This window comes from Rhizobium sophoriradicis (assembly GCF_025200795.1).
GTDB classification, from domain to species: Bacteria; Pseudomonadota; Alphaproteobacteria; order Rhizobiales; family Rhizobiaceae; genus Rhizobium; species Rhizobium sophoriradicis.
In genome coordinates this window covers 16,277-41,268 of record NZ_CP104156.1, presented here as the reverse complement: position 1 = coordinate 41,268, position 24,992 = coordinate 16,277, and the positions used below count along the sequence as shown (strand labels likewise).

24 protein-coding genes and 1 pseudogene are annotated in these 24,992 nt (G+C 55.5%); 15 read left to right on the top strand and 10 right to left on the bottom strand.

Translation table 11 applies throughout. The features are described 5' to 3' along the window. Positions 1-172 precede the first annotated feature (172 nt). From N2597_RS30975 to N2597_RS30965, 3 genes and pseudogenes are all read right to left on the bottom strand, one after another. A pseudogene (locus N2597_RS30975) lies at positions 173-1,473 on the bottom strand (NAD(P)/FAD-dependent oxidoreductase). A gap of 315 nt (positions 1,474-1,788) precedes the next feature. Then, entirely contained in the window at positions 1,789-2,181 is a 393-nt protein-coding gene (locus tag N2597_RS30970) for a DUF2243 domain-containing protein (RefSeq protein ID WP_237350510.1), read from the bottom strand. An 86-nt stretch (positions 2,182-2,267) separates the two neighbouring features. Further along, positions 2,268-2,528, bottom strand: coding sequence for a DUF982 domain-containing protein (locus tag N2597_RS30965; protein WP_041684018.1), 261 nt, complete (start codon positions 2,526-2,528; stop codon positions 2,268-2,270). 660 nt (positions 2,529-3,188) lie between these two features. On the opposite strand from N2597_RS30965, the gene N2597_RS30960 reads away from it, so the two are divergent. The 3 genes from N2597_RS30960 to N2597_RS30950 all read left to right on the top strand — a co-directional run bounded on the left by N2597_RS30960 (position 3,189) and on the right by N2597_RS30950 (position 5,373). Next, positions 3,189-4,016, top strand: coding sequence for a type IV toxin-antitoxin system AbiEi family antitoxin (locus tag N2597_RS30960; RefSeq protein WP_012489408.1), 828 nt, complete (start codon positions 3,189-3,191; stop codon positions 4,014-4,016). Continuing rightward, the gene (locus tag N2597_RS30955; RefSeq protein ID WP_012489407.1) at positions 4,013-4,873 is read left to right on the top strand and encodes a nucleotidyl transferase AbiEii/AbiGii toxin family protein; all 861 of its coding nucleotides are present in this window, start codon (positions 4,013-4,015) and stop codon (positions 4,871-4,873) included. Before N2597_RS30960 ends, N2597_RS30955 begins: the two co-directional genes overlap by 4 nt. Before the next feature lie 161 nt (positions 4,874-5,034). After that, a complete protein-coding gene (locus N2597_RS30950; RefSeq protein WP_341356282.1) occupies positions 5,035-5,373 on the top strand; it encodes an AAA family ATPase in 339 nt (112 codons plus the stop codon). Here N2597_RS30950 and N2597_RS30945 read toward each other — a convergent pair. Continuing rightward, positions 5,311-6,279, bottom strand: coding sequence for an IS481-like element ISRel2 family transposase (locus N2597_RS30945; RefSeq protein ID WP_341356216.1), 969 nt, complete (start codon positions 6,277-6,279; stop codon positions 5,311-5,313). The genes N2597_RS30950 and N2597_RS30945 overlap by 63 nt on opposite strands. A 195-nt stretch (positions 6,280-6,474) precedes the next feature. On the opposite strand from N2597_RS30945, the gene N2597_RS30940 reads away from it, so the two are divergent. The 9 genes from N2597_RS30940 to N2597_RS30900 all read left to right on the top strand — a co-directional run bounded on the left by N2597_RS30940 (position 6,475) and on the right by N2597_RS30900 (position 15,854). Further along, entirely contained in the window at positions 6,475-7,899 is a 1,425-nt protein-coding gene (locus tag N2597_RS30940) for an ATP-dependent nuclease (protein ID WP_225881507.1), read from the top strand. After that, positions 7,896-9,680: an ATP-dependent helicase gene (locus N2597_RS30935; protein WP_012489405.1), complete on the top strand. Its 1,785-nt coding sequence runs from the start codon at positions 7,896-7,898 to the stop codon at positions 9,678-9,680. The genes N2597_RS30940 and N2597_RS30935 overlap by 4 nt, the downstream gene beginning before the upstream one ends. A 400-nt stretch (positions 9,681-10,080) precedes the next feature. Next, a complete protein-coding gene (locus N2597_RS30930) occupies positions 10,081-11,535 on the top strand; it encodes a toll/interleukin-1 receptor domain-containing protein (RefSeq protein WP_406549926.1) in 1,455 nt (484 codons plus the stop codon). A gap of 4 nt (positions 11,536-11,539) precedes the next feature. Then, positions 11,540-12,091 carry an argonaute/piwi family protein gene (locus tag N2597_RS30925; protein ID WP_225881508.1) on the top strand — a complete coding sequence of 184 codons (552 nt, stop codon included), beginning with the start codon at positions 11,540-11,542 and terminating at the stop codon, positions 12,089-12,091. Positions 12,092-12,191: 100 nt separating this feature from the next. Continuing rightward, entirely contained in the window at positions 12,192-12,554 is a 363-nt protein-coding gene (gene tnpA / locus N2597_RS30920) for an IS66-like element accessory protein TnpA (protein WP_009996987.1), read from the top strand. Further along, positions 12,551-12,898, top strand: coding sequence for an IS66 family insertion sequence element accessory protein TnpB (gene tnpB, locus N2597_RS30915; RefSeq protein WP_009996986.1), 348 nt, complete (start codon positions 12,551-12,553; stop codon positions 12,896-12,898). The genes tnpA and tnpB overlap by 4 nt, the downstream gene beginning before the upstream one ends. A gap of 72 nt (positions 12,899-12,970) precedes the next feature. After that, positions 12,971-14,536, top strand: coding sequence for an IS66-like element ISRel19 family transposase (locus N2597_RS30910; protein ID WP_009996985.1), 1,566 nt, complete (start codon positions 12,971-12,973; stop codon positions 14,534-14,536). Beyond that, entirely contained in the window at positions 14,536-14,841 is a 306-nt protein-coding gene (locus N2597_RS30905) for a hypothetical protein (RefSeq protein ID WP_009996984.1), read from the top strand. Before N2597_RS30910 ends, N2597_RS30905 begins: the two co-directional genes overlap by 1 nt. A 44-nt stretch (positions 14,842-14,885) precedes the next feature. Continuing rightward, on the top strand, positions 14,886-15,854 hold the full coding sequence (locus N2597_RS30900) for an argonaute/piwi family protein (RefSeq protein ID WP_225881502.1): 969 nt from the start codon (positions 14,886-14,888) through the stop codon (positions 15,852-15,854). A 244-nt stretch (positions 15,855-16,098) separates the two neighbouring features. Here the strand turns inward: N2597_RS30900 and N2597_RS30895 are convergent, their stop codons facing one another. The 6 genes from N2597_RS30895 to N2597_RS30870 all read right to left on the bottom strand — a co-directional run bounded on the left by N2597_RS30895 (position 16,099) and on the right by N2597_RS30870 (position 21,649). Continuing rightward, positions 16,099-17,121 carry a hypothetical protein gene (locus N2597_RS30895; protein WP_123876245.1) on the bottom strand — a complete coding sequence of 341 codons (1,023 nt, stop codon included), beginning with the start codon at positions 17,119-17,121 and terminating at the stop codon, positions 16,099-16,101. Positions 17,122-17,286: 165 nt separating this feature from the next. Continuing rightward, a complete protein-coding gene (locus tag N2597_RS30890) occupies positions 17,287-17,754 on the bottom strand; it encodes a TIR domain-containing protein (RefSeq protein ID WP_012489401.1) in 468 nt (155 codons plus the stop codon). Beyond that, positions 17,755-18,348, bottom strand: a complete 594-nt coding sequence (locus tag N2597_RS30885) for a 7-cyano-7-deazaguanine synthase (RefSeq protein WP_041684015.1) — start codon at positions 18,346-18,348, stop codon at positions 17,755-17,757. Continuing rightward, the gene (locus N2597_RS30880; protein ID WP_012489399.1) at positions 18,345-19,049 is read right to left on the bottom strand and encodes an 8-oxoguanine DNA glycosylase; all 705 of its coding nucleotides are present in this window, start codon (positions 19,047-19,049) and stop codon (positions 18,345-18,347) included. The genes N2597_RS30885 and N2597_RS30880 overlap by 4 nt, the downstream gene beginning before the upstream one ends. Beyond that, the gene (locus N2597_RS30875) at positions 19,046-20,449 is read right to left on the bottom strand and encodes a TIR domain-containing protein (RefSeq protein ID WP_064811953.1); all 1,404 of its coding nucleotides are present in this window, start codon (positions 20,447-20,449) and stop codon (positions 19,046-19,048) included. The genes N2597_RS30880 and N2597_RS30875 overlap by 4 nt, the downstream gene beginning before the upstream one ends. A 66-nt stretch (positions 20,450-20,515) precedes the next feature. Beyond that, on the bottom strand, positions 20,516-21,649 hold the full coding sequence (locus tag N2597_RS30870) for a carbohydrate kinase family protein (RefSeq protein WP_012489398.1): 1,134 nt from the start codon (positions 21,647-21,649) through the stop codon (positions 20,516-20,518). 170 nt (positions 21,650-21,819) lie between these two features. Here N2597_RS30870 and N2597_RS30865 point away from each other — a divergent pair, with 170 nt between their 5' ends. The 3 genes from N2597_RS30865 (at position 21,820) to N2597_RS30855 (ending at position 24,949) form a co-directional block, all read left to right on the top strand. Beyond that, positions 21,820-23,163 carry a TRAFs-binding domain-containing protein gene (locus N2597_RS30865; RefSeq protein ID WP_012489397.1) on the top strand — a complete coding sequence of 448 codons (1,344 nt, stop codon included), beginning with the start codon at positions 21,820-21,822 and terminating at the stop codon, positions 23,161-23,163. A 123-nt stretch (positions 23,164-23,286) separates the two neighbouring features. Beyond that, on the top strand, positions 23,287-24,168 hold the full coding sequence (locus tag N2597_RS30860; RefSeq protein ID WP_183600096.1) for a DUF4231 domain-containing protein: 882 nt from the start codon (positions 23,287-23,289) through the stop codon (positions 24,166-24,168). Between the two features lie 349 nt (positions 24,169-24,517). Then, a complete protein-coding gene (locus N2597_RS30855) occupies positions 24,518-24,949 on the top strand; it encodes a TIR domain-containing protein (protein ID WP_012489395.1) in 432 nt (143 codons plus the stop codon). Positions 24,950-24,992: the final 43 nt, after the last annotated feature.

Sequence of the window (24,992 nt, the reverse complement as noted above, 5' to 3'; positions counted from 1 at the left end):
ATACAACCGGCACGATATCTGTATAGTCATTTATTGATGGGTTGTTATGACGATAGGGCTGGTTCGACTCTTGCTATGGGTGAACGTTCTAGGCTGTGTGATGCAGACAATTGGACTTAGGTTGTCGGCGTGAGAAACGATTGAGCGTAAAGTCTACAAGGCACCTCTGAGGCTAATAGCCTCGACGACTGTGCGTTCTGTTCGATGGCCGTAAACTCCGATCAACATCAGCGATGTGACAATCGTCGTGGTTATCGTCGATGTGATGAGGCTCCGCGCCGGGACCGTCATCGGCTCCCTCAGCCGTCTCATCGATGATCCGCGCGCCGCGTTGCCGCGTGAGGTACCGCCCTACCCACTGGATGGCGACAAGAAGGCGCTTCTCGAAGTTGATCAGGAGGTAGACATGGACAAGCGCCCAAAGCAGCCAGGCCGCCCTGCCTTTCAACGTCCATTTTCCAAAGTCGAAGACGGCGGCATTCCGACCGATCACCGCCGTATTACCGCGATTCTTGAATTTGAAACCTGAAACGGCTTTGCCCATTCGCAGGCTTTTTCCGAGATATGTGCCTTGCTGCTTGGCGACCTGCGCTAGACCTGGCAGGAGCTTCCCGTCCGCCCCGGTGAGCGCAGATGTGTCTCCAATGGCGTAGATGTCGTCGAACCCCAGGACACGAAGATGATCATCGACAGGGATCCGGCCACCCGCCAGTCCGGGTATCCCGAGCCATGAATGGGCGGGGGACGCCTTGACGCCCGCGCCCCATATGATCGATCCGGCGGGGACGAACTCACCTTCGATCTCGGCCCCATCCTCGCGAATATCCATCACCCGCCTGCCCGTGCGGACCTCGACGCCGATATTCTCGAGATAGGACTTGGCGTATGCAGAAAGATGTTCGGGAAAGGCGGCGAGTATCCGTGGTCCCGCCTCCACGAGTATCACTTTCAGATTGTAGGGCTGGAGGTTCCGAAAGTCGCGGCTGATCATGAAGCGACCGAGTTCGGAGATGGCGCCGGCCATTTCGACGCCCGTTGGTCCACCGCCGATGACAATGCTGGTGAGCAATGCCTGTTTCTCTGGCTCGCTCTTCGCTCGCTCTGCTTTTTCGAAGGCCAGAAGCAGCCGATGACGGATATGCCGCGCCTCATGAATGCTTTTTAGCCCGGGCGCGAACTGCCGCCATTCATCATGGCCGAAATAGTTGTAATCGGAGCCGGTGGCGATGACGAGCTTGTCGTAGGAAAGCGGGTCGCCATCAGAAAGTGACACCTTGTGCAACCGCGGGTCAATCCGACGACCTCTGCCATGATCATGTTGATGTTCTTGAACCTGGCAAGCGTTTTGCGAATCGGTTCGGCAATGTCCGCCGGCGACAGGGCGGCGGTCGCCACCTGATACAGCAGCGGCTGGAAGAGGTTGTGATTGCGGCGGTCAACGACCGTGACATCATTATCTGGGGCGTTGCCCAGTTCCATGGCACAGGCCAGGCCGCCGAAACCGCCGCCGACGATGACGATGACGACATGGCGGGAGGCACGGTGTACGGCATCAAGGCCATTTCGGTCAGGATACGCAGTCATGGATGAGCTCCGTAGATCGCTAGGGATAGGTCGCGCGCTCGACCGGCGCCTCATGTCGGCAGGCCAAAGCACCGCAATGAGAGTAGGTGCTCAAGCGTGAGGTTTGGGCCGAAGAGAAGAAACGACCACACCGGTCGGGTCGCGAAGACAAGACCAAGACCGAACGCGGCCCAGATTATTGCCGTGCGGAGTTCACGAAGCACCTCAGACATGTCGTCGCCTCATGATCATTACGCCGATGGCGACCATCGCCCCACCCCAGGCAAGGAAGCCGATGTCCCAGAAGAGCAACTCTCCGCGAGGAGCGGTTTCGTTGACGTGGTGGAGGCCGAGAACCTGATGATCGACAATGCCTTCGATCAGGTTGAATGCTCCGAAGCCGATGAGCATTGTCGCGACGAGGTCGGCCGTCGACCAGCGGAAATGGCCGAGGCGACCGGACCGCCAAAGGATGAAGAGACCGGCGAGCACGAAGACGTAGGTACCAGAATGGAAGACGCCGTCCCAGAAGGTGTTCAGTTCAAGGTTCTCGATCGATGTGATCGGGTACCAGGAACTGAGCATATGATGCCACTGCAAAAGCTGGTGAAGAACAATGCCGTCGAAGAAGCCTCCGAGTCCGAGGCCCAAGAGCAGGCCGGCGGACAGTGGTAAGCTTCGTGCGGGCCGCCGCTCCAATCCTATCATCCCAGCACCCTAGCCGAGACTGCCGCTTCCACGAAAGCCTCGCGGGCAAGCTCCGGGCTGCCGCGCTTCGCGATCGCGTCGACGCAGCGGCGCTTGGCGACGGCGTATCCCGCTTGACTGGTCGAGGGCCAGCGATGGAGAAGCGCCGCCAATGCCGCGTCCGGCCCGTCAATACGTTCCCGCATGCCGTCGCCGATCCGGACGAAGACGGGCGATTGCCAGGTGACGTGGAAATCGACGTCGATGACCTTGTCCATTAAGGACCTCCATTCGTTTCGTCCCGACAAACCAGCGCAGGGGACGCGAGTTCCCTGGCCTCCGATTTGAGTGCGCAACCGAACGCGCCGCACAATTGCGCGACGCCACCTCCTTGCCTAAGAAGCTTATTGGTTGGGAGGCTAGACCGCAGTGCTCTACGTTGTAGGTCCGAAGCACCTTGCTCCGGAATTTAATGGACGCGACGATGGCAGATCTATCGCAGCGGTGAGCTCTCACGCCTGGACGGGAGTCTAATCGACGGCTCAGCAGTTCCAAGACGGCCGCCTTGAACGGATTCGGACCGCCGACCCTGTCGTTCCAGCAGCATTTATTTGTGCTAATTTTTATAAGCGGGACAATAACTCGCGTTTCAGGATTGCCGATCGAGAGCCAAGCACGGACTGATTGGTTTGCTTGTTCAAGACTGATTAATCGCCACGGTTGGCAGGCCTATTAGAATGGCTACTTCTGGCCTAACTGAGCATCTGAATGGTGAGAAAATTCGAGAAAATGGCGGCGGTCATCTACCCCGCGGCTGGCATTGGTGGCAACTACGCTAGTGAGTCATATTGCATTTTCCGCAATAAGGGCGGATTTCCGAGAATGATTCAGTTGCGGCATCATATTGAGTTTTCCGCGCTAAAAGCGGATAATGAGATATGATACAAATCGAACGACCCACACTGTCTTCCTACGCTTCTGGGCTACTTGCTGCGGGCCGGGGAGTTTTTTCTGCGGATGAAGCCCAGCAGGAGATCGGCATCAGCCGGGGCGCATTCCTTGACGCCGCCGAGCGTTTGCAGCGGCGCGGCCAGCTTATCCGACCCCGGCGCGGCTTTTATGTGGTTGTGCCGCCTCAGCACGCAGTCATGGGAGCGCCGCCGCCGGAGTGGTATATCGACGCCCTGATGCGCCACGAAAAACGGCCCTACTATGTGGGGTTGCTGACGGCCGCGGCCGCCTATGGCGCCTCCCACCAGGCCTCCATGGAATTTCAGGTCGTCACGAACAAACTCCTGCCCGATATTGAGGCTGGGCGAACGCGGATCGTGTTTTCATACCGCAAGGATATGGGAGCGGTATCGGCAGGAATCGAAGACCGCAAGACGCCTTCGGGATATATGAAGTTATCCTCGCCGGAACTGACGGCGTTCGACCTGGTACGCTATCCGCATTCCGGGGCTGGTCTGGACAATATTGCTACGGTGCTTTCCGAACTTGCCGGACAGTTGCAACCCAAAAAGCTTGCCTCCCTGTCGCGTGCTCTCGAGAAAGCGGTCGCACAACGCCTCGGGCATCTACTTGGGAGGCTGGGGCACTCGCAGATAGCGGAAGCGATGTTTGCAGCGCTATCTCCGCGTGGGCCGTTGCCATGGGTCGAACTCGACCCCAAGCAGGCCGGAGATCCAGATCTGTCGCCGCCGCCATCCGAACGCGATGAGCACTGGCGTGTGATCGTTCGCCGACCGCCGGAGATCGACGAATGATACCGCAGGACTACATCACCGCCTGGAATGGTGTGGTGCCGTGGGCAAGTCAACGGCAAGTCGAGCAGGATCTCATAATCAGCCGCGCGATTGTCGCCATCTTCTCCGATCCGTTCCTGCGTGACGAACTGCGCTTCCGCGGCGGCACTGCGCTCAACAAGCTGCACTTCCCCAAGCCGCTGCGCTATTCGGAAGACATCGACCTTGTGAGGACGACTGCCGGCCCTATCCGACCGTTACTGGAGCATCTGCAGGACGTTCTCGATTCGTGGCTAGGCAAGCCGCGTTTCGATCAAAGCCCGGTTGCGCCCAAACTTAAATACGCTGTCGAAGCAGAAGACAAGGCTTCTCCCGGTCCGATAAAACTCAAGATCGAAATCAACACACGCGAGCGTGAAGCTTACGATCCACCCATCGAGATTCCGTTTGGCGTCAAAAATCCGTGGTTCACCGGAACGGCTGCAATCCCGACCTTCTCTCGGGAAGAAATGCTGGCGACCAAGCTGCGTGCCTTGCTTCAACGCAACAAGGGCCGCGATCTGTTCGACCTTGACTACGCGCTCAGAGTGTTCGAGGGGCTGAACTCGGCCAGGATCGTCGAGTGTTTTCTGCTCTACCTTGAGAAAGGAGAGGTAGCGATTTCCAGAGCCGAGGCGCAGCAGCGCATGTTCCAGAAACTCGTCAATCCGGGCTTCTTCACTGACATGGGCCCGCTGCTTCCGACAGATCTCGCCAAGGTTCTGACCGAAGAAACGCTTAAGGCCGCGTTTTCTAGGGTAATGAAGGAACTGATCGACCGGATGCCCGGCGACGAGTGGGCGAAGGCGGGGGAAATGCGAAAACGGTTCGGGCTGTAAACCAGCTTAAAGCGTCGGGATTGTGTGACGCGCTCGCTGGAACAGCGCCACTATGTGAGCTTCGTTTTACAGCAAAGCGGCATCGCGCACCAGCTCTTCTCGGTGTACACTTTTCGCGGGTAAATCAATTGCTGGACTGAGTCGGCGGAACAGGACTTCTCGTGCGCGTAGCAAGGATCGTTATTAAGAATTTTCGGACGTTTCAACGCCTTGACGTCAATGTCGAAAACGATCTCTGCTGTATCATAGGTGAGAACAATACCGGAAAAACCGCAATTCTGCGGGCCATTCAGATCTGCCTTGATATTTCGCTTCCGTCGACTTTGCGCTCGCTTCTCCGAGAAGACATCAACGCCAATGTGGATATCTCGATACCCACACAGGTCCTAATTGGGGTCGAATTGACAGGTTTCGAGGGAATTGTGAATGAAGAGGCTCTAGTTGTGGAGCCTCAACAGGTTGTCCTGGGTAAGAGCGAGCCTAGTGATTGGTGGTTTTGAGTTTAGACTTCCGTGAGGCCTGTGCCAATTGTAGCGATGAAGCCATCGTGGCAGTTCGGCGGCGCGCATGTCCGAGTTGGGATAGGCGACGGCGTAGGCCCACTCTCTGAGGGCGGTCTGGATGAAGCGTTCGGCCTTTCCGTTGGTTTTAGGCGTATATGGTCTGGTGCGAACGTGCTTGAGGCCGTTGTCGCGACAAGCTTGGCCGAATGGCTTTGATGTGTAGCAGGGACCATTGTCGGTCATGACGCGCTCGACCGCGATCCCGAGGCTGGCATAATAGGCCAATGCCGCCTTCAAGAAGGCCACGGCGCTTTCTTTCGTCTCGTCCGGCAATATCTGTGAGAAAGCGATGCGAGAGGCATCGTCGATGGCCACATGAACGCATTCCCAACCGGCGCCCCAACTCTTGCCTCTGCGCGAACTCTGGCGAGTGCGATCGCCGGTGATGCGGTGGCCGACCTCATGAAACCGGCCGAGCTTCTTGATGTCGATATGAATCATCTCGCCGGGAGCCTGGCGTTCATAACGACGCACAGGCTCGGCCGGCTCGATATCCTTGAGGCGGGAGTGGCCTGCGCGCTTGAGAACCCGGCTCACCGTCGCTGCAGATACACCGGTTTCGATCGCGATGTGCTTGCCAGTCAGGCGCTGGCGGCGAAGCGTGATGATGCGCTCCGCCAGCGCCTGACTGGTCTGCCGGGGCATGGCATGAGGTCGGGAGGAACGATCGAGCATCGCCTCTCGACCACCGGCCTTGAAACGCTCGACCCAACGGGCGACGATCTTGGCCGCGACGCCATAGGCCTGTGCTGCCTGAGCCTGGGTCAGATGCCCTTCGATAACAGCAAGCGCCATTTGTTCCCGGCGCAACGGCGTCAGTCGGGCATTCTTATGAATGTTCATTCGCGGCGATCCTTCCGACTCGAGGTGTGATAGCTCCAGTCTCCTAAATCCGCTTTGAATGGACAACCTCCCGAAAGCTCACATCTAGTCAGCACGTGGAAGACGGGCACCGACCGCGCGAGGATCTTTTACCGATTCCGACCCAAGCCTGGGGTTCGCGAGCAACTCGCGAGCGGTGCTATCCAATCCGGTAGCTTGACGCTGGACGATTACGCCTGGGAGATCCGCGGAGGAGGAAACCCGGCGATCGATCTCCTCGACCTCGAGTGGAACGAAGATGGCGTTGGGGAAGCAGTGCGATTTGCCGATCTTCAGTCGTTCCTTGTTATCCATCTGCCGGCCCTTCGAGACGTCGAGGGCGATTTGCGCAATCCACGTCAATCGCCATTGATCAAGCTGATCGAGTCCTTCGAGATTCCAAAGGAAGAGCAGGAGGAGCTGATCCAGATCCTGGATGAAGCAAACAATCTGATCGCGAAATCGAAAACCATTTCCGATGTAGCTCAGGCGATCGATTCGCGCTTCAAAGACGTCTCGGGTCCAGCTTTCGAGATGGGTGCAAAGCTAGGGCTCTCGGCGGCCACGTTTCGGGCCATCCTGCGCAATCTCAAACTTATCCTGTCGGATACGTCTCTCCAGGAGTTCGAACCAGGCCGTAACGGCTTGGGGATGAACAACATCCTTTATATCTCGATCCTCATCGAATATCTCAAACGGCGCATTGCCGGCGGAAACTCTTCAGGACAGCTCATCCTTATCGAGGAACCCGAGGCTCACCTGCATCCCCAGCTTCAATATTCTCTCATCTCTGCACTAAACTCGATCGGCGTTCAGACGGTTCTCACGAGCCACAGCACCCATGTGACGTCGCAGGTTCCCCTCAAGACAATCGTATCGCTCACAAAACGAGGCGATGCCAGCATCGCGGCTGGCAATCTCGCCTTGAATGCGAAATTGACGTCCGGCGAAATTTCCGACCTAGAGCGCTATCTAGACTCGACGAAAAGCAGCCTTCTCTACGCGAGGAAGGTCATGCTGGTCGAAGGGGCCGCCGAGCTATTCTTGATACCCGCTCTCATCGAAAGTGTGCACAAGGTAAAGCTGGAGCGTGTCGGCATTTCATTGACTCCGATCCACGGTGTTCACTTCGACGTCTATGCCAAACTTTTCGCGCACGGCTCCTTGGAAAAGAAATGCGCGATCGTGGCGGACGCAGATCTCATTCCATCAGATGCTACCGCGCTTGATTTCAACCCGGACGACTCTGCCCCCGACCTGATGGCGCTCGAGAACGATTTTGTTCAAGTCTTTCTTGGAGCAACGACCTTCGAACGCGAGCTTACAACCAAGGGCCTTTTGCCAATGCACATCGCGGCCGCAGAGGCATTGGGTGCACCGAAAATTCATGAGGCCTTGTCCTCCGGCTATGCCAAACTATGTTCGGGATCTCTGCAGCTCGATGATGAAGTCAAGCTCCGGGTGGAACTCGGGGGAGCCGTGCTGAACACCGCCAAGAGATTTGGCAAGGCGCGCTACGCTCAGGTCGCCGCACGTTTTGCCGATCATGCGAACGAGCTCCCTGAATACATCCAACAAGCGTTTGAATGGCTCTCAGAATGATCTCGCTGACCGAGGAGCAGCAGTCGGCCGTCGAGGTGGAAAAACACCTGCTGCTTGCCGCCTGCCCCGGCAGCGGCAAGACCCGCGTGATCCTCGCAAAGCTTCTTGGGCTTGCCGATACCGTCGAGAAATCCCCCCGATTTATCGGTTGCATAACCTACACAAATGCGGCCGTGGATGAGATTGAATCGCGCCTGCGGGTCTACGGAACGAACACGAGCACTGAAAAGTGCGATGTTTCAACGATCCACTCGTTCTGCCTTCAACACATTCTGAGGCCTTACAGCTGGCTCGTTGCTGAGTTGCCGCCAACTTTCAAGGTTTTGACACGGGAAATCGCGGATTTCGAGCAAATCGTAGAGGCGGTAGAGGACCACTTCGGTCGCGCCACCATGGCAAGAACCTTCGACGATTACGAATCTCTGCGAGTCGACGTCCATGGCGAGCCGGCAGGTGACGGTTTTGAGCATGGTATCGTGACGCGCGATTCCGCCATTTTGTACTGGGAATTCGTCCGCGCGCGCGGCTTTCTTGATTTCGCGATGATCCTTTTTTACTCGCTCCGTATTCTGCGCGAACATCCATTTGTTGCCAGAGGAATCGCGGCACGCTTTGAATGGCTCTTGGTCGACGAGTTTCAAGACACTACCGACGTTCAGCTGGCGATTTTTCGCGAGCTGCACCGCCACCTGACCACGAAATTCTTTATGGTCGGCGACCACAACCAGTCAATCATGAGCTTTGCCGGTGCCCGCCCCGATTTGGCGCAAGAATTTGCGACCGAGATTGGCGCCGAGCTAGACTATTCGCTGACTGCAAATTTTCGGTCCGCGCCCGGCGTCGTCAATACAGCGCACACCTTGATCGCGACCAATCCTCGCATGCATTCGGAAGGAAAAGCGAAGGATTTTGATGCCAAGGTTACCTACGTTCATGTCTCCCAACCCCTCAACGCAATCACCGAGCATTTTCTGCCTATGCTGCAGGACGAAGGTATCGAGCTCGGAAACGCGGCCGTTCTCGCGCCGTGGTGGACGCACCTCATACCCGTAGCGCGTGCGTTAAGGGAGTTTGATATCCCTGTTTTCGGGCCGGGTGCGAGGCCATATAGACGACGACGCCTGCTCGCCGGCTTGGCCGAACAACTTGGGGCCTGTGCCGAGTCGGAGCATTTTCTCGGCCTTCCAGGCGTTGAGAAAGCGCTCTTCAGGCTTATAGGCGACATCACGGGCGCGACGCGGTTTGACGTCTTCAGCTATGCGGGACGTCGGACCGCACTGGCATTGATCTATCGCGCACGAGCTTGCGCGACGGCTCATCCTGGTGGAAAGGCTTGGCTTTATCAAATCGCGGCTGAAATCGCGGAGCAGCTGTATACTGACGGCTGGGTCCCGGCCCCGCCGACAGCGCTCCTTGAAGCGTCAGCGGATGAGATGGTTCGGGACATGCGGGCAAATCGCGTGGACCTTGAAAACCTCGCTATTTCTGACATGGGGCTGTTTGCCAACCCGGAAAAAGCTCTCAAGTTGATTACGATGCACAACTCTAAGGGTCGCGAATTCGATGCGGTCGCATTGATCAGCATGAACTACGGCCACCTTCCTCATTTTTCGAGCACCACCCAAGAGCAGTACGATGAAGCGCGGCGACTGTTCTATGTGGGCATCACTCGTGCAAAAAAAGTTTTGCTTGTCGCATCCGATTTCTCCGACAGGCGTAATCGGCCCTGCCCGTTCATCACCGAAGCAGGGCTGATGTTGGGGGGCTCGGAAGATTGGTAACCTTAGCCAACTTCTACGGCCGAAGTCGAAGGATGCGCGGTTTACGCTATTCAGGAGATTAGTTGCACGCAACATCAGCGGATAAACCGTTTCATCGTCAAATGAAGGTCTTGAAGGGATCAGAACCAGCGACCCCGTTGTTAGAAGGGCCTTCCGGTTCAGATTCCCCAATCGCCGACATCGGCTCGATGAGGCCGAGGTGGCGGCCTGTCGGATTTTTGATGTCGGCGACCAGAATGCAGCCATCAAATTCCTACGGTTTTTTGCTAACTAAATGCGGATGACCAATTGTTTTGTTGCTGGCCAATACTTTGCCCCTGTGCAGCACCGGTCCCGGCCTTGACTGCCAGCATCATTGTTTCTCTATATGTTCTCACTCAGTTCTGACAGAATCGGGGACGTGTCAGTGACAAATGCTGATTCTGTAATCGCAAATTCTAGTGTGGCTTCGGATGCTGTCCGAGAGAGCATCTTCATTAGTCATGCAACACCGGAGGACAACGCGTTTACGCTCTGGCTGGGCAATCGGCTTGACGCCATGGGCTATGACGTTTGGGCTGATATCTTCCGCCTAAAAGGCGGAGATAACTGGGAAGTGGTCCTTGAAGACGCGATCCGCCACCGAGCCGGCAAAGTTCTAGTCGTTTCGAACCCGGTCAGTATAGCCAAGCAAGGCGTACGAAACGAAATCAGTATCGCCCTGACGACCGGTAAGGGTATCAAGGATGACAGCTTCGTCATTCCTTTGCGAACGGCCGAATACGAGTCCTCATTCCAGATGGTCCATGCCCAGCGCGTCGACTTCATGGGTGGCTGGGCCCAAGGCTTGCGTGACTTGATCGAAACCTTGGAAGGCGCGGGTATACCCCGTCGAGGCGCTTCAGAGCGCTCTCGAATCTGGCGCGAGATCTCCCTGCGGGACGGACAGAGCGTGGTAGAAACGGGCGAAAAGCTTATATCGAACTGGCTACGTGTGAAAGCCTTGCCGCGGGACCTGCGGATTTATGACTTTGCCGGCGGGATCTCGATCGGTGCGAAGGACCGCGCCATAAAGAGCTGCCCATTGCCGGTGGTGCCCTTGGGGCGCGGTTTTCTTACCTTCGCCTCCCCACCGGCACTGCATGAACACTTCGGCGACAGTCTCCCGATGAGCATCGCCGGGATAGTCGAAACGGAAGAGTTTCTTACGAGGGGCGCTCCTGGCTATCGTATCGACGCCAATGATGCGCGACGCCATGTCGTCGATCTCATGAGACAAGGTTTCGATCGCCGGCTGGGACAGGCCGGATTACAGGCCACGGAAATGGCGAGTGGCCGGTACATGTGGTGGCCTGACAAGAATGCGGCCGGCGTGGAGCAGAAAGCCTTTTCCTGGAAAGACGGCCTATCCGGGCGCCGGCAACTCGTCGGGCAGTCCAAGGCGCGCAACGTGTTCTGGCATTATGGAGTCAGCGCATGGCCAGCTACCGCCCCATTCCGTCACTTTCGCCTCTCCGGCCACGTGATCTTTACGGTGGATGGTCGGTCTACGGTCGGTGACGCCAAGCGCATGCACACGATGCGGCGAACCATGTGCAAATCTTGGCGCAATGATCGGTGGCGGGATCTGATGCTCGCTTACCTGGGATGGCTCGTCGGTGACGCGACCGAGTTGTCCATCGACATGGGCGGCGATGCTTTCATGGCGCTCGAAGTACCTCCGGTCCAGTTCGACGTATCTTTCGGGCTGGAGGCGGAGGCCACCGCTGCCGAGGAGCACGAGGACGAGGAAACGGGCGACATTCTCGCAAGCTCGGACGACGAAGCCGGGTTCGATGACGAGAATGACTTCGATATACCCGGAGATGAGGAGTGACAGGTTGAGAGCAATTCATGTTCTCGAGCCGATGCTCGAGTTTCGCTACGGCCAGCGCATGGTCTATCCACGGGACGGACTATTTCTGTTCGGTCCAGGCGACGGAGGGCGAGCACCCATCAATTTCGGCGTGATCGGCACTCCCGCGGGAGTCGCTCGCTTCCGGCAGTGGATGGGCTCGGTCGGCAATGTCATAGACGCCGCCAATGACGACCCGCAGCATGTGCCGTTTCCGGGTTATGGTGCCGCCTTCGCCAGTGCTTGGCCAGACAAGCCACGGCACATCATCGATAGCATCGACCCCGCGGCTGTCTCGCGGGCTCTTCGCCTGGAGAACAGGAACGAGGCGATCAAAAGCACCGTGGATCTGTATGTCGACCCACTGGTGGCGGCCGCCGATCGCTTGGAGGCACCTCCGAATTTCTGGTTCGTGGTTATTCCTGAGGAAATCTACAAGCTCGGGCGACCCCAATCAAGCGTCCCCAAGGCGGACCGCATCCGCGGTTCGGTGAAACTGTCCAAGTCTGCTGCCAGGGACTTGATGTTGGAGCCGTGAGCGTACGGTGAGCTGTTTTTGCTGATCGGCCAAATCAGGCGATGTTCTGGCATTAGAACCAGCATTAGTGCTGACATTAATACCAGAACGAAGAGGTTTCATGGCTCGCATAGAGATCATGTCCGGTACCGAGCGCAGACGGCGTTGGTCGGACGAGGCGAAGCTGAGGATACTTGCGGAAGCTGATGAGCCCGGTGCTCGCATTGGCGATGTGGCGCGCCGGCACGACATTCATCCGGGCCAGATCCGCTTGTGGCGGCAATCATTCAACTATGCCGATCGGCCGACGGTGTTCCTCCCGGTGGAAATCACGGAGGAGGTTGGCGTAAGCCAGCCGTCTACCGCATCAACAAGGCCGACGATCGTTGAGATCTTGCTTCGAAACGGTCGGAGCTTGAAGGTTGCGGTTGACGTTGAGTTGAAGCTGCTTGGCCCGCTCGTCGCTTGCGTGGAGGCGGTATGATCGGCCCATCGGGGAATGTGAGGGTCTATCTGGCCTGCGGAGTGACCGATATGCGGCGTGGCATTGATGGTCTGTCCGCGCTGGTCGAGACGGTCGTGAGGGAGGCACCGGGCTCGGGCGCAATCTTCGGCTTTCGCGGAAAACGCGCGGACCGGATCAAGCTTCTTTGGTGGGATGGCCAGGGGTTCTGTCTGTTCTACAAGATTTTGGAGCGCGGATACTTTCCCTGGCCGACGGCGAAAGAGGGTGTAGCGCACCTGACGCAGGCGCAGCTTTCGATGCTCGTTGAGGGGATCGATTGGCGACGCCCGGCGTGGACTTCCGCTCCCGGCCGAACGGGATAAAAGCTATATTTTGCAGGGGCATGGGAAGCTTAACGCTGGTGCGTCAGAGGCAAATCGGCTAGTTTCGCGGATATGGAAACAGCGCCGCTGGACAGTCAGGACGAGCTCAATACTTTGCGCGCACTCGTCGCGGAACAGGCGGCAAAACTTGAGAGCCAGGAAGCCGAGGTCATCAAGCGAGACTCCATAATCGGGCTTCTTCGCGCGCAACTGGAGCTTCTCCGACATCGGCAACATGGCGCGTCTTCGGAAAAGATCGACAGGAAGATCGAGCAATTCGAGCTGATGTTGGAGGAGATCGAGGCCTCCCGGGCCGAGGCTGAACAGCGCTCCGGGAAACCGCCTCTGCCGGAGTTGGACGACGCATCCGAGAAGCCGAAGCGCAAGCCTCTACCCGATGATCTCACCACCGAAGAACTGGTCTATGCAGCTCCCTGCAATTGCCCGACCTGCGGTGGCACTTCGTTCCTGAAGGCGGCCGACAGAGTGGTCCAGGTGCTGGAGCACGTGCCGGCGTCGGTCAAGATTGTCCGGCATGTCGAGAAGCGCATGATCTGCAGGGAATGCGATACGACAGTGGCTGGCGAGATGCCGACCTTGCCGATCGAGCGCGGCAAACCCGGGCCGGGGCTGCTCGCCCACATCATGATCGCCAAATTCGACGATCACATTCCCCTTTACCGCCTGTCAGAGATGTACGACCGGTTGGGGATAGACATCTCCCGATCCGTAATGGCCGACTGGGTCGGCCGGGTATCTGCATTGCTGACACCACTTGTCCTGTTAATCAGGGCCCATATCGCCGCACTCGACCGAATACATACGGACGATACCCCGGTCGATGTTCTCGACCCCGGGCGGGGCAAGACAAAAACCGGCAGGGTCTGGGTCTACATCTTTGACGGCAGTGGCTATCAATCCGCCACTCCCGCAGCCATTGCCTATTACTACAGCCCCGACCGCAGGGGCGCACATCCGGCTGATCACCTGGCAAGCTTCAGCGGCGTCATGCATGCCGACGGCTACGGGGGTTACAAGAAGCTCTATGGCAACCAGATCATTGAAGCCGCCTGCATGGCGCATGTGCGCCGCAAGTTCCATGATGTGATAAAGCTCAAGCCGTCTCCGATCGCTGAGGAAGCGCTGTCACGCATCGGCGCTCTCTACGATATCGAGAACCGTATCCGAGGCATGTCGGCTGACGAGCGGCGCACCCTGCGCCAACACCATGCTCGGCCTGTTCTGGACGAACTCAAGGCCTGGATCGAGGCGACACTCTCGACTTTGCCTCAGAAGCAGAGGCTGGCCGAGGCGATGCGATATGCCCTGTCGCGATGGGCAGCCTTAAGCGTCTACATCGACGATGGCCGTGTCGAAATCGACAACAACATCGCTGAACGAGCCATGCGTCCGCTTGGAATTGGAAGGAAGAACTGGCTGTTTGCCGGCTCGGACAAGGGCGGCGAGCGCATCGCCAACATCCTCACCATCATCGAGACGGTCAAACTGCAAGGCCATAATCCAGAGGTCTATCTGACGGATGTCCTGACCCGGATCCAGGATCACCCCGAAGACCGAATTGAAGACCTCCTGCCTTGGAACTGGACGCCGGCAAAAGCTCGATGCGAGGCCGCCTGATGGCGCGCTCGAGGTTCATCTACACACTCAGCCAAGTCGCCGGCATGATCGGCGAAAACCTCGAACTGATCGAAGAAGTGACCGCAAACTCGGACAACATCTCCGAAGGCGAACTGGTTTACGTCGGCGATGGCAGTGAAGACGGCACGAAGGGTCTGACCGAGAATGGCATCGAAGAACTTCAAAGCCTACTCGCCGACATCAGGACGTGGGACGGCGGTATCCGCGAGTTCCTCATCGACACACAGTGCGATCCCGAAATAATCGACCGCATCATGGCCGATGAGATGAAACGCGGCCTATAGATTCCATCTCTCGACACCCGAAAATGCGTTCGCCGGACGCTTACTTGGAGCCGACGTTCTTCCCCGAAGATCTGGAAGCGGCGGAGATCTATCAATATGCCACCCATTTCAGGCGCCAGTTGAAGGCACGTCTGCTCAGAGACCGTATCGTCACTCAGATCGTTAGGGAAACCACATTGGCGCCTAACGATTTCCTGAACAAAATCGGCAAGCCACTGCGACGATTGGAGGACCCTGCAACGATCGCCTGGAAAATATTGACCGGCGCCTATTACAAGGATGGTGGACGACCATGGCAGTTGGCCGACGTCAGACCCGGCGTTTGCTATGTCGGCCTCGCCTATAAGCGACAGGACAATAGTTCCGATGATCGCTTCGCCTGTTGCGCCGCCCAGATGTTTCTTTCGAGCGGTGAAGGCGTCGTATTTCGCGGTGCGCTCGGCCCATGGTTTCATTCCGAATCCAAGCAATTTCATCTGAGCGAGGACGCGGCAAGCAGTTTAGTTGAGATGGTTATCGGCGAATATCAACAAATGCATGATGGACAGCCGCCCGCTGAGCTGTTCATTCATGCCAAGTCCTCGTTCGCGGACCCGGAATGGAAAGGCTTCAAGGCCGCTGCTCCGGGGACCAATGTCGTAGGAGTGCAGATTTCCGATGCGAAAGACCGCATGAAGCTATACCGGCCCGGTCGATATCCGGTCATCCGCGGAACGGCCTTGATATTGCACGAACGCCGCGCGTTCCTCTGGACGTCGGGATTCGCCCCGCGCCTTGATACCTACCAAGGGCCAGAGACGCCGAATCCGATAGAAGTCCGCATTCACCGCGGAGATTGCGAACTTGAAACGGTTCTCGGGGACGTGATGGGCCTGACCAAGATCAATTTCAATTCTTGCCTGCATAACGATCGATTGCCGGTGACGATACGTTTCGCCGACGCGGTGGGCGACGTGATCCTCGCGGCACCACGGACCGGCGAACCGAAGCTGCCGTTCAAGTATTATATATAAGGCAACTGGCCTCACGCCTCACGCACAGGCGTTCAGTTGCTCCCCTCGAAATGTTGCGCACCGGCGAAGTGATCGCTCCAGCCTCCTTTCCAAATCGAAACTTTCCGAACCCTCGAGAAAGGCTGGAACAACTCGTGTAGCTTTGGCCACGCGTTTCTCTCAGTTGGCCATAGGACAATCCCTGCGCGTTTTTCGCGCCTTCGAAATCCAGGGCCAGGAGAAGCACTTGAGTTGAATTATTTGTTTAACGACCTATTACACTAAGCATGTTATGTAGGTTGTTTAGTAACAAACCATGAACGTCGTCACCTGCCCTGAACGCGCCAATGATATTGATCAGTTCATCGCCTGTAAGAAGTATAATAAGTTTACCGTGTTCACGCAAAGCGCCTTCACGGGCTGCTTTTGCACCGGCATCTTCACCATTCCGCGCAATTATTATTGCAATCATTCGCAATGCGCCGGCAAATAGATATTTTTCTGTCGTGTATATTTCCTTTTGAGTGATCCTTTCGGCGTAGTTCTTAAACTCGAATACAACATAACGGGTTCGAAAATCGTATCGAAGACCTTTCCAGAAGTCCTGTTGCGAATTGATGTGCCCTAGCAAGTCTAGCCGATGAAAACCGTCCGCAATCTTGTGCTGCTTGCTGGACCACGGATTGAAATCATTTGCGAAAACGCCGCGTATGGCATATTCGCAAGCTTGCTCGTATTTTGGGCCATCGCCAACGGGGCACTCCCTTAATTTCCGTTTTGCCTCATCGGCATCGAAGCTGTCCTTCGGTGGTGTCGGGCGAAATGGCTGCGTGGCCCAGGTTTCGTCGCGAAATTCGGCAGCGGCTTGATATAGTTGATCGAGTTCTTCTTCCGAGTGCGCCATATCCCTGAGCATACGGAAATCGAGCAAGTCAAAATGGTATTGCCCATACATGCCGCTCCTGACTACGTCGGGCGACAGTTCGATATTTGTCACGATCGCAACATGCTGGATATTCTCGTAGGAGGCAGCAATCGAAAGTTGCTGCAAGCCATTCCAAACGAGAGTTTGATCAAGTTGGTTCGACCGATAAATTTTGACATCAACCAATGTAACATTGCCGTCGGGGCCACGCATCTTCCAGTCGTAGGGGACCTGGTCGGCAGGATCGTAATTTTCAGGGTCTCTGCCGCCGAGCCATTGATAGCCATTAGATTTGAGAATTTGTTCGGCAAGTTCCATGAAGTCCGCTTCTTGATTGCGATACTCGATCATGAGTTCTTTCATTCTGCCCATGTCACCCCCGAACCACAGAATTCGTTGCCTCTCGTATTCGCGAGCATAGTGTCGATCTAACTGTGCGCTCGCGGCACCGCCTTGCAAGATTTTCCTAATGGATCAGCTTGCCAGGCACCGGTCAGGACGTAGTGCTTCCCCGAAACTAAAAAGCAGCTATCTGAGCTCGTCGGACAGCTTGTTCCAAGGGACAACTTTGATCTGGTTTTCCTTTATCCACTGTGGATTAACTGTGGGAGCCTTGCCTTGCGGGTGCACAGCGATGACCCTCTTGCCGAGACTGATGCTCTTCTCGACCTCCCATTGCACCCATTGGCTCTGCGCAGTGCTCTCCGACAAGTAGACCACCGTTACCGAGGAGCGATTGATCCGTTCGGTGATCTTCTGCTTGATATAAGCTGCTCTCTCACTGTCGTAAGGTTCGCGGACCGAGTGATCATTGAATTCGATATCGCTGTTTTCGTTCTTCGCATGAGCTCGAAGCAGATTCACCTCGTTGATATCCTCGGTCGCGAAGCTGATAAAGACGTTACGCTTTCCACCTTGGAGGGCCGCTTTTGCCTTTTCTTCAAGGGAACGGATGTCGCCTAACCGACTCCAACTTCCGCTGCTTCCGCCTCCCATTCAAGCCTCCCCGACCTTAAATTCATTGCATGCAATACATTCGCCACAAGGTTCCTCTAAGCCGAGATGGCACGAGTATGTGCCGCCTACACCTTTAGCTTTTGCGAGTTGTATCACTTCATCTTTGTGGAAGGCCGCTAACGGCGCAAGCACCTTGATTGAGCGGCCCATGATGCGAGTGATTAGAGCTTCGGCGTCTTGCAAGAAACCAGACGTTTGATCGGGAAATAGACTTGTTTCTTCGTGAAGTAGACCAATCGACACCGCGTCGGCATTGACTTGGTGAGCGTGCGCCGCTGCCGTCAGCAAAAACAGCATATTGCGACCGGGCGTGAACGCGTCTTCAACGATGTGCTTGTTGGGGTCAGTCAGTCCGGAGCGGATCAACCTTCCGTATCCCGAGAGGTCGGCTATTTCGAGCTCGTCCAGGATTCCCAACTTCATCATACTGTTTTTACAAGCGGCGAGCTCGCGATCAATCGCTCGTTGGCCATAATTGACGAACAGGGGATGAACCTTCAGTCCTTCTTCGATCGCCAAATAGGCTACCAAAGTGGAATCGAGACCGCCGGACACCAATGTAACTACGCTCATATTAGAAGTTCCTCAGTAACCGACTTTTGTTTGAACATTCGCATCACGATCCATATGGCCCAATCCATCAGACCTACGGCTGCGCCGAGGCTGCTGGCATAGGAACGCAAGGTATCTTCCCGCCTGCGGTACTCAGACATCTTCGAAATCGAGCTTTGAGCGGCTGAGCAGAGACCCATCTCTGCCATATATTCGAGCACATGCCGGTCAAGTACGGCGAGGTCATAGCTGACCCCGCAATTGCGTAGAAACATGCTGGCTTGCTTCGGTCCCATACCAAGGGTGTTTTCGACGAGCCACGATCTCAACTTGGCAGGGTCCTGATGTATCTCGAGCAAGTTTCCTAGGGTGCCGGCTTGCCGCGTTACGGTGACCCGCGCGGCTGCAAGTTGGCGTCCCCGCGAAGCAGGAAACCGGTAGCGTCTGAATGCTCCATCTACGATGAGGGGTGCCCTTAAAATAGAGACAAGCCGATCCTCGGTGTCCTCCAGCGCCTCGATGTGGAGAACGCTTTCGCGGTCGATAGCCTCGGCCGCTGCAACCGACAGGGGATAGGGCACCTGGCTACTAAGAACGCAACATGCAAACTCCTTCCAAAGAACACGTTCCTCGAACGTTGCGGGAACCGATAGGGCCCTCTCCTCGACGTCGGAATATATCGAGACGACTGCACGCTCGAGGCGGTCGCGAAGCGAATTCATTGAAAGATATCCGGAATAGCGTTCCTGATCTGCTGGACGCTAGCCGGACCAATCATGTCCGTCAGCATATTTTCCATTTGCTTATACTTCATCGCATTTGCCAGTCTCACCTCAAACTGGCGGTAATAATCGAGATTGTGCAGGGCTACTTTACCCGCGTATTCGATCTTCGGATCATCGATCGCGTCCAAAGTCACCTGCGAGTCCGAAAAACTCATCTGATATTTGAAGAAATCAAAATGCTGGAAGTGATGCAATCGATGAGTCTGTTGATCAACAACCATTCGACACCACTCGAGGCCGTCGAAGCTGTTCGCGCCTGCGGCGGCCAAAAGCGCAATACTCCAAGGGTTCCCGGTTCCAAGCACATGCAAGGGTTGATAATAAGGTAGCTTATCAAGCTCTCGCCTTATACGCTTCACCGTCTTCGCTCGGTCGATCAGGCCTGACCCTAGCTCCCTTTCCGCTACCGCAATAAGAGGAGCAGAGAGTGTGGCAGCAACTTCTTTGACAATGTACGGTAGGTCTTTGACGTTGTACCCACTCAAGGTCTCTTTTGGCGCGTGGACGATTGGCAATATTTTTGCCGTGGCCGCAGTACGATCCCGTTTCACAGCCCTGACTACGCTTTCTATCGCCCTATCGGGCTCAACCCTTGGCGTCATGACATCAAAGCAATACGCCCAGTCATGGGGAACGTCTTTCATTGCTTCTGCGAATTTCGAGGCTGTCCAACTGTCGTCCCCCCGCCGAGTTGCCTCGTAGTTGCCCGAGTCAATCAGGATAAATCCGCCATCCTCCTGAATTTGTCTTAATTCCTGGATTATTCCCTTGGGGCGCCGAGAGGGAAGCAGATCGTATGCTGACACCAGAATTGCTGACGCGCCGAACAACCTGAGTGCTTTGACGGCATCGAAGGGCACCAGTTGCGTCTCATGGGACGAGACGGACAAAAGAAGACTCGGCCACGTGAGTGATATTTGCGGAGAAGGAACCAGTTGCCTGACCGACTTTTTTTGCGGGACTACGTTTGAAATTTTTGCAACTAACTGTTCAAAGCACGAATGAGCGGCTGAATCGTCCCACGAGATAAAATTAACACCGCTCCGGCCGGCAAATGGGTACATCATTTCAACCGTATCCAGATGGATCGGAATTATAGGAACTTGATGTCTTTCGGCGAGACGAACTTCCTCGCGTACCGGTTTGCTATCGCTGGCGTCTTTCGACCAGATAACGACCGCACATTTTGCCTTAGCGATTTCGCGCTCGATAACTTCCGAATAGTCGCCGACTAGATTGTAATCCCACCAGACGTCCCACTGCGCTTCCAATAACTTGACCATTCTATGTGTCTTATCGTTATCTTTGCTGGAGTGGATGACATAAACATCCGCCATTACGAGCGTTCCCCCCGACTCGCTGAAAGGTACCATTGCAATACATGGGCGCAATGTGAAAGCATATCATTGCGCTTCGACAGGCCATGCGGCTACATACAAGGCTGTGATGAAATCATCTTTAAATACGATACCCTCCCAGGGTGTAAGGCGCTTTTCCTCGTCCAACACAACAATTCGATGCGCCCTAGGGGGGGTGGAGATCATTTCTTGAACTGCTTGGGGATTGAGCCCATCCGCTAAGATCAGCAAGGTTCTTGGGCCATCATGTCGTGCGATTGGCATATCACCTAAGTCGACCGCCTCTACTGCCATTCCAAGCGATTGAAGGCAATATCTTGCTTCTTCGAGAGAATAACGCCTTCCAAGTGTCTCCACGGAGCCTCGCAAAGCCACACAAGCTGGTGAAGTACCAGTGAGAGGAAACCTCGATATTGTGGTCAAAGGTGGCAAGGGCACCTCATCGGCGTCGCAATAGAACGATACGGCCTTCGAGGCGATTTCAGCGGACTTGACTGCCGGCATGTGTTGCTCCGCCCAGGTATGTGCAAAAACTGCACTAAAGACGTCGCCTGTACCAATTTTAAAAACACGTTCCGAATGGTAGGGTGGAATGTTGCTGGTGCGCTCCCGTTCTACAACAAGTGCCCCTCGAACGCCGCACTTGACGACGATCACGCCAGCTCGGCGTTGATTGAGTAGGGTGTCACAGGCAGCTTTCATATCTGAGCTGCCGCTGTATCGCAAAAGCTCTTCTTCATTGAGCACGATCGCTAGCTCACCCGCCTTCGACCCGTTGGCCTCGAATGGCTCGACAGTACCCGATCCTTGTGGGTCGTAGACTGCCCTTTCGGCGTTCACGATTGCAGAACCTTCCAGGAAACCAAACCTCAAAACGCAATCGCCAGTCACGGCCAACGGCGTGCTAGCGTGGTCGACAGCTGGCCGGATCAGTGGGTTTGATAACGGATGGAAATATGCAAACACGATGTCGGTCGGGCGCTGCTCGCAGACGACATCGACGCCAAGTCCTTTTAGATACCCCATAGCCTCGCCACCTGGGCACGAACGATAGGTGTGAAATTTCGTGCCTGGTGACAGCTTGCTGATGGCGGCCGCCGCTCTGACCCCAGATCCGAACTCTCGGTTCCAGGATGGCGTCTCACAGACTTCGCGATAAAGTCCGCCGGCGACGAACATGGCAGTCGACCTTCCTTATTCTCAATGTCAGATTGCATTTCGTAGTTGAAGTTTGCCATATAGCCAATAGATGAACAGCAGCATTTCAGAACCGCAGTTCCGATTTCAATCAGGGGAAGTTTCCTGGCCACCGGAGTGAGGTAGCCTGATCGCGAGGGGGAGTTCTAGGAGTGGTCCATAAGCCATTGTGTTTTGTGCTGATGCCTTTCGGAAAAAAATCTGCCGGCGGCGAGAAGCCGATCGATTTCGATGCGGTCTATCGCGATCTTATCAAACCAGCAGTGGAACAAGCTGGGCTGGAGCCGATCAGAGCTGATGAGGAGCAGGCAGGGGGCATTATCCATAAGCCAATGTTTGAGCGGCTTGTTCTCTGCGACTTCGCGGTGGCGGATCTGACGACGGCGAACGCCAATGTGTTCTACGAACTCGGCGTTCGGCATGCTGCGAAACCGCGAACCACTGTACTCCTTTACGCGGAGGGGCAGGGTCGGTTGCCATTCGACGTGGCGCCGCTGCGAGCAATGCCATACCCGATCGGTAGCAGAGGCGGACCCGCGAACACAGGGGCATCCGTCAAGACCCTGGTCGACAAGATAAAAGCCGCTAGGAAAAACCTGGAGAAAGACAGCCCTCTCTATCAGTTATTGGATGGATATCCTGACCTCGCCCATGAAAAGACCGACGTTTTTCGCAGTCAAGTTGCCTACACCGCTGAACTGAAGAACAAATTGAGCGAAGCTAGGAAGCTCGGCAGAGATGCAATTTATGAGGTAGAACTCACCTTGGGCGCGCTCGATGACGAAGAGGCCGGCGTCATCGTGGATTTGTTCCTTTCCTACCGTGGCGCCAAAGCATGGCCTGACATGGTACGAATCTTCGATAAAATTGATGCGCCGCTGCAAAATACGATCCTGATAAGGGAGCAATTTGCGTTCGCACTAAACCGTGCAGGAAACAGTGAGAAAGCCGAAGAAGTCCTGCTCGATCTTATAGAACAACGTGGCGCAAGTAGTGAGACCTATGGCATTTTAGGTCGCGTCTACAAGGACCGGTGGCGGACGGCCAGCAACGAAAAAAAGCCGACCAAAGCTAAAGGGTTCCTGAAACAGGCGATCGAAGCGTACAGCAGGGGATTTGAAGCTGACTGGCGAGATGCTTATCCGGGTATCAACGCGTTGACGTTGATCCATGTGTTCGATCCGAACGACAAACGAATTTCCGAGCTGCGATCGGTCGTCGAATACGCGGTGAGGAGGAAGATAGCCACCGGCACGCCTGACTACTGGGACTATGCGACACTCCTCGAACTTGGCGTGCTAAGCCACGATAGAGTGCTGAGTGAAGAACACCTCGCCGATCTGATACCAAGGGTACGCGAACCATGGGAGCCGGAAACCACCGCCGACAACATTCAGCTGCTGGCGGATGCCTTACCTAACGATTCAGAAGAACGAGCCTGGATTTTGGCCGTCATCACTGAACTCCGTTCAGTGGCGAAGGACAAGACTGTCTGAGACATCTCATCCTTCTGTTGTCCTGCTTGCTGTGGGCAACAGACTGGTGGTGGATACTGGAAGATGTGCAAAGGCTGCGTTGTGAACGCCGCTAGCCGACAGAGCGATTGGACCGATAACATCATGACGACTACGCAGTTCGAATATCCGGCTCTCTATAGGACCGCTAACGTGATGTCGGCGAGCTCGCAAAGCTTCTTTCTATGGCTGGTTAAAGCTGAGTACGGCCTCCTGCTCCTAGCGACCATTTCTTCTATGAATTTCTATACGACTTCGCTGTACTTCATTATCCCAGCGCTCATTTTGATTGCTTTGTTGGTGCTTATGATCACGCGGAGCCTGCTGAAACCGGAGCAAGGCTGGTACCGCGGGCGTGCGCTCGCGGAATCTATCAAGACGTCGTCTTGGAAATATTGCATGCGAGGCGAACCATTTGGCGATGCCGATAACCTTGCTATGCGCCGGTCGGAATTCCGGACGTACCTCGCCGAAATATTGTCGGCAAACAGGCTTATTGGCGATCGGATGCCTCCTGATCAGGCGGCCGCCGACCAGATTACGACATCAATGGAAGATGTGAGGGCCCTACCCTTAGAAGATCGAATTCGGTTCTACGATACACATCGGATTCTTGAGCAACGGAAATGGTATGCGAAAAAGGCCGGCGCAAACAAGAAAGCCAGCAGGCTCTGGGTCGTGGCGAGCGTAATCGCATATGCGGTTGCGATTGTGTTGAGTCTAATGAGGATCACCCAACCAACCTTCGTATTTTGGCCAATAGAGCCAGTAATCGTGGTCGCCTCCTCAATCCTAGGCTGGATGCAAGTCAAGAAATTCAATGAACTTGCTTCCTCGTATACGTTGACCGCACATGAAATTGGCATCATTCGAGGTAAGATCCCCGAGATGAAAACTGAGGGCGATTTCTCACAATTCGTCGTAGAGGCCGAGCAGGCCTTCTCTAGGGAACATACGCAATGGGTGGCTAGGCAACAACACGCATAGTCTTTGGAGACAGGCTGGAAAAGGCTTGTCAGATTAGCGGCAGAGAAGGATGAAGGACTACAAGTCGTTGATCAACTTGGTTCAACCGTCACCGGCCAGCAACTAAGCTAAAAATTGTCAAAATGTGAAGATCGCAAACCGCTATTCGGTGCCCGTAGCCCGGTGACGATTGAGCCTCGGTCCGCATTGGATAATGCAGCAACGTATTATACATGCCGACCCGACTTTTTTGCAGGGCTAAACAGTTATCACAAACAATAGCCGGGGATTTCATCGAATCCCACTGGTAGGCGACTGCACCGCCTGTGTACGAAGAACGCAGGTGCTTCCACAATGGATTTGAAATTACATGACATACGATGTTTTTATTAGCCACGCTTGGAGTTACAGCGAACGCTACGAAGGTGTCATTCGGTTACTTGATACGGCATCGCAGAATATTCCTTGGTTTTCCTACCGCGATTACAGCGTTCCCAGAAACGAGCCGATAGTAGCACCCAATGAAGCCGTTCGCATTTCAGTCCTCAAGGGGAAGCTGAAGGAGCAGATTCGCCAAGCTAGTTGCGTGATCGTTCCTGCGGGAATGTACGTCAACGAACGGTTCTGGATCCAGACGGAAATCGACCTCGCTTTGAACGCGTTCATGTACCCCAAGCCAATCATTGGCATACGCCGTCGCAATCAACAGCGCACGCCTGTTGAGCTCGAGCAACAGGCCAATATCATGGTCAATTGGAACAGCAACAGCTTGGCAAGCGCGATCAATGAGGTTTGCCGTTGAGTTCTTTCCCCTACAGTGACTTTAAACCCTTTAGGACCAATCC